This is a genomic window from Streptomyces sp. NPDC057271 (genome assembly GCF_042668715.1).
Lineage (GTDB): Bacteria > Actinomycetota > Actinomycetes > Streptomycetales > Streptomycetaceae > Streptomyces.
This window is the reverse complement of record NZ_JBHUYJ010000172.1, coordinates 1-9,381: the sequence shown is the minus strand read 5'-3', so window position 1 is coordinate 9,381 and position 9,381 is coordinate 1. Positions and strand designations below refer to the sequence as shown.

9 protein-coding genes are annotated in these 9,381 nt (G+C 67.2%); 6 read left to right on the top strand and 3 right to left on the bottom strand.

The genetic code is table 11. The annotated features are described in order from the left end of the window. Positions 1 to 526: 526 nt before the first annotated feature. Positions 527 to 1,129 (bottom strand): hypothetical protein, encoded by a 603-nt coding sequence (locus tag ACFUJR_RS37760; RefSeq protein ID WP_383179816.1) that lies wholly within the window; start codon positions 1,127 to 1,129, stop codon positions 527 to 529. Between the two features lie 719 nt (positions 1,130 to 1,848). Between ACFUJR_RS37760 and ACFUJR_RS37755 the strand changes: the two genes are divergently transcribed. Together ACFUJR_RS37755 and ACFUJR_RS37750 are read left to right on the top strand one after the other, a co-directional pair. Next, positions 1,849 to 2,706 carry a hypothetical protein gene (locus ACFUJR_RS37755; protein WP_383179818.1) on the top strand — a complete coding sequence of 286 codons (858 nt, stop codon included), beginning with the start codon at positions 1,849 to 1,851 and terminating at the stop codon, positions 2,704 to 2,706. 84 nt (positions 2,707 to 2,790) lie between these two features. Next, positions 2,791 to 3,543 (top strand): hypothetical protein, encoded by a 753-nt coding sequence (locus ACFUJR_RS37750; RefSeq protein ID WP_383179821.1) that lies wholly within the window; start codon positions 2,791 to 2,793, stop codon positions 3,541 to 3,543. A gap of 144 nt (positions 3,544 to 3,687) precedes the next feature. Here the strand turns inward: ACFUJR_RS37750 and ACFUJR_RS37745 are convergent, their stop codons facing one another. Beyond that, positions 3,688 to 4,308 carry a hypothetical protein gene (locus ACFUJR_RS37745; RefSeq protein WP_383179829.1) on the bottom strand — a complete coding sequence of 207 codons (621 nt, stop codon included), beginning with the start codon at positions 4,306 to 4,308 and terminating at the stop codon, positions 3,688 to 3,690. Positions 4,309 to 4,892: 584 nt separating this feature from the next. Here ACFUJR_RS37745 and ACFUJR_RS37740 point away from each other — a divergent pair. The 4 genes from ACFUJR_RS37740 (at position 4,893) to ACFUJR_RS37725 (ending at position 8,294) form a co-directional block, all read left to right on the top strand. Then, the gene (locus ACFUJR_RS37740; RefSeq protein WP_383179832.1) at positions 4,893 to 5,216 is read left to right on the top strand and encodes a hypothetical protein; all 324 of its coding nucleotides are present in this window, start codon (positions 4,893 to 4,895) and stop codon (positions 5,214 to 5,216) included. After that, on the top strand, positions 5,213 to 5,581 hold the full coding sequence (locus tag ACFUJR_RS37735; protein ID WP_383179835.1) for a hypothetical protein: 369 nt from the start codon (positions 5,213 to 5,215) through the stop codon (positions 5,579 to 5,581). The genes ACFUJR_RS37740 and ACFUJR_RS37735 overlap by 4 nt, the downstream gene beginning before the upstream one ends. 222 nt (positions 5,582 to 5,803) lie before the next feature. Next, a complete protein-coding gene (locus ACFUJR_RS37730) occupies positions 5,804 to 6,880 on the top strand; it encodes an ISAs1 family transposase (protein WP_383179838.1) in 1,077 nt (358 codons plus the stop codon). A 478-nt stretch (positions 6,881 to 7,358) separates the two neighbouring features. Beyond that, positions 7,359 to 8,294, top strand: coding sequence for a DUF5655 domain-containing protein (locus ACFUJR_RS37725; protein WP_383179841.1), 936 nt, complete (start codon positions 7,359 to 7,361; stop codon positions 8,292 to 8,294). A gap of 98 nt (positions 8,295 to 8,392) precedes the next feature. Here ACFUJR_RS37725 and ACFUJR_RS37720 read toward each other — a convergent pair whose 3' ends face one another. Continuing rightward, on the bottom strand, positions 8,393 to 9,139 hold the full coding sequence (locus ACFUJR_RS37720; protein WP_383181798.1) for a DNA-methyltransferase: 747 nt from the start codon (positions 9,137 to 9,139) through the stop codon (positions 8,393 to 8,395). Positions 9,140 to 9,381 lie beyond the last annotated feature (242 nt).

Genomic DNA, 9,381 nt, shown 5'->3' with positions numbered 1-9,381 from the left:
TCTCAACATGGACATGCCCATTACATGGCCCGCGCAGCCATCAGTACCACGATCGAGCGACCACGAACCAGGGAAGATCGGACTTAACGTCCACTCAGATCGGCACCGTGCGCGAGTTCATCGACTGGTTCGACAGCACCTACGTCGAGTCCAAGGGTATGTAGCCCAAGCGCACGCAGGCGGGGCGCAGCTCCGTAGTCAAGAGTCCCCACCACCGTTGGTGGTGGGGACTCGGCTCTGTCTGTGTGCTGACTCTCGTTGCCACGCTGGGCATTCTCACGCGGCGCCCGTCAGCCGCCTGACCATGCGAGAGGAAAGGCCACTCAGGGCCCATCTCCACGGACACTAGAACGAGAAGCTGCTCAGACACCGAAACGACAGTCAGCAGGTACGTGCGGCTATGAGTGGAAGGCGACGGTGAGAGCGCCGAGGATCCGCTGCGTGCTCTCACCGAGGACGAAGCCCATACCTCACCCTCGTGAAAGGGAGTGCGGCGGCCGCCACAGCGCCTTGCCGCAGCTGGGGATCAGGACGAGACAGAGCGCCGACGAATGCTCCGGAGTCCTTCCGGGCGCGGTTCGGTGCTGAGAGCAAGATCGCGTGTCCAGGTTGAGGTGCTGTCCCGGGCCTTGCTCTCGATGTGGACCGCTACCTGGACGGGCGAGACGAATCGGTCATCGATTCCGACACAGAACGTCAGCTCAGCCCCGGCCGAACTCTCGCCGAGGTCCAGAGATGGCAGAGCAGCAATCTCATCCGGGTCTGGCCGGACACCTTCGATGTACTGCCCAGTCACGGTCACCCTGACGCTGGACAACGCCAGACCAGCCTCGTGCCGCAGGCTCAGGGTCGCCCTGGGCGCACCACCCTGGTCGCGCTCCAGCCACCCGCAACCCAGCTTGAACCTCGGCCCGTTGGCGTCGTGCCGCTCCGCCTCTTCGCCGTCGATCTGACGTTGCATGAGCTGCACTTGCTTTTCCGCCGCATCAGCCTGCCGCCGAGCGGAAAGAGCAGAGTCCTCGGCAGTCCGCGCCTGCCGCTTCGCGACCAGCGCCTGCCAAACGGCTACGCCTGCGGCAATGGCGCTGATCCCGGCAGCGCAAATAGCGACAAAAACGTCAGTACTCACACATCCCCCTACCCTCGTGGCACTCCGGGGCGGAACCCTACCGCGCGACCGAGACTGTTCGAAGCGACGGAGCGTGGGCAGTGACGGACGAGCAGACCTCGGGCACAACCGTGGGAACAGTGGCAGCGGGCTGTTCAGCAAGGCGGGGGATCCGTACACATCGGATCCCGTGCCGTCTGCCTGGGCAGCCGCTGAGGCCCAGCTTCACAGATGACCAGGTCGTGCCGGGGAACTCTAAGTCGAAGTTCGCCCGCGTCCCCACTCCGCGTCCGGTGTGCCGCCCGTCGCGCTGGCCGGGGCTCCCGAGGCGACCCTGATCGAGCCTGGGGCAGATGTCCGGATTGGCCGCCTCGGGCCGAGTCGCAGCGGCCGTTCAACGTCGAGTCAGTTCCTCGTATGAAAGGAATTCCTGGTCACAACGCCCGTAGTACACGGGTTCCCTACCGTATTCGCTGTCGCTGAGGGTCACGGTCATGGGGTTGTCGCAGGCGCAGCTCGCCGCGGTGCCGCTGGGGCGAGATAGGACAGCGTACTGCGCGGCCGATGTGGCTGCGTGCCCGGTGCTGGTGGTGCACATATGTGTACGGCACGCCTCGTTGCCGCTCAGGATGGCCCGACCGTGCGCTGGCGGACGGTTCCGCCTCGCTGGTGGCAGCGAATCTGGGGCCGCCTCCAATTGGCAGTGCGCCTGCCGGTGGTGGTGCGGCAGGATCAGAGCATTGATCACGACCACCCTGGGGGGCATGGTGCAGGAACTACGCTTCGACGAGAACATCCGGTTTGCTGTGGAGGTGAGCGGCGATCAGGTGGCTCTGCGTCCTGCGCTCGGCGGCCATGAGCTGTTCGTCCCGCTCGCTGTCTCCGTGCCGACGTTCGTCAAGGCCGGCAGAATTCTCGCCCTTGAGGTCGACCTGTATGGCTTCGGCGCCGTGCCCGGTCAGCGGTCGCGGCTCGCCCGGCACACCACTAGCCTGCCGTACACCGAGCAGATACTGATCCACCGCCTGAACCTGTCCTTCCCGCTGACCTCGCGCCAGGTGTACGCGGTGGACGAGGGACGTCAGGGAGACATCGCGTTCGAGATCACGTTGCGGGCGACGTTGCCCCGAGCAAGTGGGTACCCCGGCTCCACAGAGGAATCCCTGCGGTTCACCATCGCCAAGAGCCGGTGGGAGGACCAGCTCGCGCAGCTGGGCCCCTCGGCGGCGTACGAGATGGCCGTCCCGTATCCGCTCGGCGATCCTGAGCGGGACAAGGTGGGCCGGACCCTGCGGGAAGCCCAGCGGCTCTTGAACGCCAGCGAGATCCTGCCTGCGATTCTGCAGATCCGGCGGGCGCTGGAGTGGGTGCAGCAGAACTGCGGCTGGGACAAGCCCGCCCAGGGCAAGCGCCCGCGTGATTGCAGCCAGTCCGAGCGCTGGGGGCGGATTCTGGACTCTCTCTACAGCCAGACCAGCGGAGCGCTCCACGACGACGAGGTAACCCGCGACTTCGACTACAGCCGTGCCGAAGCCGAGACCCTGCTGGCAATGACGGCCGCGCTGCTCCGCAATGTGCCGGGCAAGCAGGCCGAGTAACCGCCGGGGCGACCACACGCTCGTGGGGTCGTGCCCGCCGATATCCCGGTGTGCGTGCCCGTCCCGATCCGGTAAGCCTGTGTCGTGACCGCACCCAACACCGTCGACCTCGACGCCCCTGCCACGTGGCCGGCTGACCTCTCTGACCTGATCGCCGAACTCGCTTCCGCCGTCACCGGAAAGCTCGACACCGGGAGTGACCTCCACAACGAGGCCAGCGAGCTCGCCAAGCACGACGACCAGGTCCGCGAGATGCTCTCCGGACGCCTGCTGCGCACGTACCACGCGACCCGGCTCCTCGATCACGAGATCGAGGACGTCCGGGCGTCCGGCCTGCGCACCCTGACCGAAGGCTCCCTGACCGAGCGGGTGGCCAGGGCCATCGAGGCGGGCAGCATCCCTGCGCACTATCTGAACGCGCTGCGTGAATCGACCGCGCTCGTCCACGAGCCGCCGCACGCGGTGCGGTATCGGTTCGGAGAGGTGAGCGTGGTCAGCTCTCGACAGCCGCTCGCGAAGTCGTGGCCCCACCGGTTGCTGTCGAACTGGGGCGGAGAGGTGCGGCAGTTCGGCCCCGTCTGGACGGACGGCGAGTTCGAGAGCATCCGCCGCCTCGGGCACCCATCGCTGATCATCGCGGGTATCGACGTTTCCACTCAAGCTGCCGTGGGCACGGGTCGGGAACTCATCTTCGACTTCATCGGTATCCACCTCGGCCTGGACGGCAACGGCGTCACCATCCACTACACCGCCGACATCCCGGGTGAACAGATCGTGGACATCTGCCTCCCGGGTCACCCCGAGTACGACCGGCACCCCCACTTCCCGAGGCCGTAGCCGGTCCGCCGCCCCGATCCGAGAACGCCAGAGACCGCCCATGGCAGACGATCACGTGCTAACGATCGCCGGCCGGACCCGCGCGAGCACCTCACCGAGACAGCACACCGGCCCCGTTGATCAGCGGAAATCACGTTGGCGGGCTCATTGAGACGTGCTGTTGCCATCCAGGACAGCCCTGGCAGCGGCGAGGAACTCCTCTTGGGCATCCAGAAGCTGCGCATCGGTCCCCTGCCGCTCTTCGCGGACCAAGTCCGGGTGCCTCAGGCTGGCGTGGAGGAAGGTCATTCCCTGCTTGCGAAGAGACTTGGGTATCTGCATCAGCTTTGCAAACGCGGCGTCTTGCAGGTCGCGGATCTGTGATGGCGATGAGCGCACGCGTAGTTCTGTTTCCAGGGCCGCCGGGCCGTCCGGGTACACATGGATCTGTGCCTTGACTACCTCCGTGGCTTCGACGAACTCGCTCAGCGGATCGTCTACGGCAAGGCCGGCGCGTGCAGCCCAGATGCTGTGCGCGGCCTCGTCTACCTCCGCTCTTATTTCACGCACGTCGATGAACCGCTCGCAGCGATGAACGAGAGCCTCTGCCTTGACGGCAGGCTGCTCTGGGCCCTCCAGGGAGACGACGAGCGCGGCCTCCTGGGTCGCAATCCGGGCTTCGGCAAGAGCGGTGCGCTGCGCCGGAAACACCCCGCGAGACACGCGGTCTTCGAGGGAGCCTTCAGCCAGCAGTCGGCCAGCGGTACGCGCCTGATGGACGGCCAAGAGCAGCGCTGTATAGGCGTCTCGCCGTAGCCCACGCCGCCACTGAGAGTGCGCGTTGGCGGCTTCGGCCCGCACAGCGTCGAGAGCAGCGCGGTAACTGGCCTCTGCCTGGGCGAATCCAGCGCGACTTGACTGCTCTGCGGCACGTATGGCTGCCTTCATCTGCCAACGGCCCACAACGAGCGCTGCTGGGACGCCAACGGCAGCAACGACAACGGCGGCTATGGCCCCAAATTCCTGAAGATCCATCCCGTGATCTTCACGTACGCAGTGGGTTGGGTGTGCAGGGATTCGACATAGTCACCAGAATTCCGGTTCATGACGAGCTGCCAGGTTGGTCGGCCCGGGCGAATGAAACAGGGCTCGACGCCCGTGACCTGCCGGGAAGACCGTGCCCGCCGAAGCATCATCACCGATCCCGCCTGCCCTTGACCGACTTCGAGAGCATCCAGACATCGCGCTGGAAGAAGTGCCCGGATTGCTGGTCCGCCGTGCGCGCGGCCCGATGCTCCCTGAAGGTTGTCCTACGATCGCCCCGGCTGCCGTCCGGTGGCCGGGGCCTCATTGTGCAGGAAGGAACCACCTTGACCACGCACACCCTCACCATCAACGGCGAGCAGATCACACTCACGGAGGGGACTGTCCTCCTGGCCGCAGCCGACGCGCGTCCGAACGTCCGCCCTCAACGCCACGGCGTACTCGTCGGCTCCGTCCTCTGGGCGCCGAAGGACCTGCTGCGGACCGTCGTCGGCAGCGAAGACCTGGGGAACGTTGACTCCCCGCGGGCTATGAAGGCGTTCAACAACCTCGGCTTCCAGACCTTCACGGAGACTGTCTACACTGCGGACGGCCTCCCCTTCGTCCACCCCCAGAACCAGTTGCGGACCCAGGACGGAACTCGATCGTGACCGCATCGACCACGCTCGTATTCGCCGCCCTGGTCGAGGAGATCGATCAGAAGCATGGCGTTCTCCAAGTCAGCGTCCGGCGCCTGCGCGACATCCTCGGAGCTGGCCGCACCGGCAGCACTGTGGCCCGCACCATTGAGACCGAGCTCGCCCGCGCGGGCATCGTGCACTTCCCGCCCAGCATCCCGACCAGCCAGGACCAGGCAGTCGTCCTGTGCACGAACCCCATGGTCAAGATGGTCATCGAGAACCTCCGCGCAGCCGAAGTCGAGGAGCCGACAGACGCGGTCGTCGTAAAGGCGGCGATCACCCTCGAACTCGTCGCTGCCGCGTTCACCCCCGGCAAGAAGACCGAGGGGGCATGATGACCGACCCAATCCCGTCCGATCAGCTCGTCGCCAAGCTGGAGGCTGCGGGAAGCTGACCGCAGGGAAGTGAGCGAAGGCCCCTGCCAGGCAGGGCTTCGGCGTAGTCGCGTGACGCCCGGTTCGTGGCGGCCTGTCAGTTCGGTAGTGCGCTGGAACGTGGCAGGCACGACTTCCAAGATCATGGAGTTCTCCACGCCCCGTGATCCGAGTGGAAGACCGTTGCCTGCCGACACATCGTCGCTGATCCCGCCCGATCTTGACCAACTGCGCAAGAATCCGCAGGTCGGACCCGAGGAGGTCCCGGGCCTGCTGGAACGGTTGGCCGAGGTGCCCGACCCGCGTGATCCGCGCGGAGTGCGCCACCGCCTGGCCGTCGTGCTCGCCCTTACCGCGTGTGCGGTGCTGGCCGGTGCGACCTCGCTGCTGGCGGTTGGCGAGTGGATCGCCGACGCTCCGGCGCATGTGCTGGAACAGGTCGGTGCGGACCCCAATCCGCTGCTGCCCAGGCGGGTCCTGCCCTCGGAGACCACTGTCCGCCGGCTGCTGGCCCGCCTCGACGGCGACGCGCTGGACCGGGCGGTCGGACGCTGGCTCGCGGACCGCAGACCCAAGGCGACCGGGGCCGCCAGGCTGCGCGGCCTGGCGGAGGACGGCAAGAGCTTGCGTGGGACGGCGAAGGCGAAGGGCCGGAAGATCCATCTGCTCGCTGCACTGGAGCACACCACCGGCCTCGTCCTCGCCCAGCTGGACCTCGGCGAGAAGACCAACGAGATCACGTGCTTCCAACCGCTGCTGAACACCGTGCCCGAGCTGGCCGGCACCGTGATCACCAGCGACGCCATGCACACCCAGCACGAGCACGCCAACTACCTCCTGGGCCGCGGCGCCCATTACATAGTGATCGTCAAGGGCAACCAGAAGAAGCTGCGCAAGCAGCTCAAATCCCTTCTCTGGAGGGACATCCCGCTTCAGGGCCGGACCAAGGATGTCGGCCGCGCCCGCTCGGAGATCCGCCGGATCAAGGCCGCCACCGTGAACAGCCTCCTCTTTCCCGTAGCCCGCCAGGCCGTCCAGATCAAGCGCCGCCGCACCGACCGCAAGACCGGCAGGAGCATCGTCAAGAGGGTCTACGCCGTCACCAGCCTGACCGCCGAGCAGGCCACCCCATCCCAGCTCGCCCGACTCGTCCGCGACCACTGGACGATCGAGGCCCTGCACCACGTCCGCGACACCACCTTCGCCGAGGACGCCTCCCAGCTGCGGACCGGCAACACTCCCCGCGCGATGGCCACCTGACGCAACCTCGCCATCGGAGTCCTCCGGACAGCCGGAGCGAAGAACATCGCGGCCAGCCTCCGCCACAACGCCCGGGATCCCCGTCACCCTCTCGCTCTCCTCGGCCTCGGGTGATCACAAACCGGGCGTCACGCGACTACGCCGAAGCCCTGCGTCCGCCGCCCGCTCCCCGGGAGCGACACCTCCGACACTGTACGTCCGGCCGTCGATCGTCCGGCGGTTTGCCAAATGTGGCCCGATGAACCGGGTTCGGAGCAGCCGCTGGGTCTGCCGAGGTGACGGCAGCATCCTGCAGTTGGCCGATTCCATGGTCGAACAAGAGGCCCCCGAGCGTTCGGGGAAGAGCCGGAGGACAACGAATGTTGGCACGAGCGTACTGGCCCAGAGATCGAGGTAATACGCCTTCCCTCTGCCCAAGCGGAATACCCAGACGCTCCCGTTGATTGGTCTTCTTGCGGAGATTGCGGGAGGGGAGCTGGTGGCCGAGCTGACGTTGTTCCGGCGGGACGCGGACGGGCGGGATGTCGAGCTGTCCGGTTCGACGGTGGCGCTGGAGGTGGAGCTGCAGCGGCGGGTCGAGGCCGGGCTGGAGCAGATGCTCGGTATCCGGTTCGTGGCGTCGGAGTATGCGACCGGTCCGTGGCATCGGGGGCGGATCGACACGCTGGGGCTGGACGAGAACGGCAGCCCGGTCGTGATCGAGTTCAAGAGGGGCTCTGACAGCGGGGTGCTGTCGCAGGCCGTCTCGTACCTGTCCTGGCTGCGTTCAGCGCAGCACGAGTTCGAGGCGCTCGTCCGGAAGGTGCTGGGCGGGGAGGCGGCGGAGTCGATCGACTGGCGGCGTCCGCGGATGGTCTGCATCGCGGCCGGCTTCTCCCATCACGACCGTGTGGCCGTGCAGTGGCTGCCCGAGCGGATCGACCTGGTGCGCTACCGGGTCTTCGAGGGCGGCCTGCTGAGTCTCCTGCTCGTCGATTCCTCGCCCGGCTCACCGAGCGCCGCTTCGTCTCGGCGGAGCCGGGAGCGGGACGCGGTGGTCGGCAGCGCGCCGGCGGCACCAGCGACTCCTGCGCCGACGGGTGCCAGCCTCGTGCCGGAGTCCTTGCGGGACCTGTACGCGGAGCTGGACGAGGCGCTCACAGCGTGGGGCGAGGTCGAAGTGGCGCCGCTGCGGCACTACATCGCCTACCGGCGGCTGGTGAACGTGGCATCGGTGATCTTCCGTCCGAAGCACGAGGCGATCCTGGTCTATCTCAGACTCGACCCGAACACGGTCGCGCTGGAGGAGGGCTTCACCCGGGACATGCGAGGCATCGGGCACCTGGGGACCGGGGACCTGGAGGTCCGCCTCGCCTCGGCGGCCGACCTGGAGAAGGCGGCGCCGTTGATCCGGCGGGCGTTCGAGGCAGCCTGACGCAACGAGAAGGGCGGCTGGTGCATCGGATTCTCGATGCACCCGCCGCCCTTCGGCGTCTGCGGCCCGCCGCCCCCTGGCTCTCTCCGCTCTCCTGATCACGCCTCCGGCCCGGCCAGGTCGAAGTCGTCCTTGGTCAGCTCGGCGCGGAGCCGCTGCTCGGCCACTTCCGCGTAGTGCGAGGACAGCTCGACGCCCACAAAGCGACGTCCCTCGCGAAGCGCCGCGACGCCCGTAGAGCCGCTGCCAGTGAACGGATCGAGGACGGTGCCGCCCTCGGGGCAGACCCGCACGAGCTGCTGCATGATCTCGACGGGCTTCTGGGTGATGTGCACCCGGTCCTTGCGGGGCTGGGAGGCGATGTAGTGGCCGGGCAGGTAGAGGTCACGGGTGTTGTCGAGGGATCCCTTGACACCCCAGATGATGAACTCGGAGTCCTGCTTCGGCCCGCCCTTGCGGGGCCGGCTGGCGGGCTTGATCCACGGGATGGTGCCGCTCCAGGTCCAGCCAGCCATCTGCAGGGCGTCGGACGTGGTCGGTTCCTGGCGCCAGTCGGTGAAGACCATGGCCACCGCGTGCTCGGTCGAGGCCCGGTACGCCTCGGTGAGCAGTTCGGTCAGCCAGGAGCGGTAGGAGCGCTGGTCGCGGTTCTCGCCGGGAAAGTTGGCGAGGTCGTGGGCGCTGTTGCTGGTGACGTACTTGGCACGCGCGGTCCGTCCGGTGCGTTCCGAGCTCGTACGGCCGCCGGAGTTGTACGGCGGGTCGGTGATCACGGCGTTGACGCTCTCGTCCGGAAGGGACTTCAGCACGGTCAGGGCGTCGCCTCGGTGCAGCGTGTAGCTCACGGGAAGGGCCTCTCTCAGGACATGGCAGGGCTGGGACCGCTCCGGGTAGCGCTCAACGGCGTTCCTCCGGGGCGGGGTTGTGCTGGAGGTTAGCGGCGTTCTCCGGCCGTACCTAACGAGGCGGGCCGCGCTGCGGACCCGGTCCGGGAGAAGCTCCTATAGATCGTCAAGTGGTCTGTGGGAGCTTTCGGGCGGTGTGGATCACGTGGGGTAGGTGGCGGTAGATCTCGCGGGCGACGAAC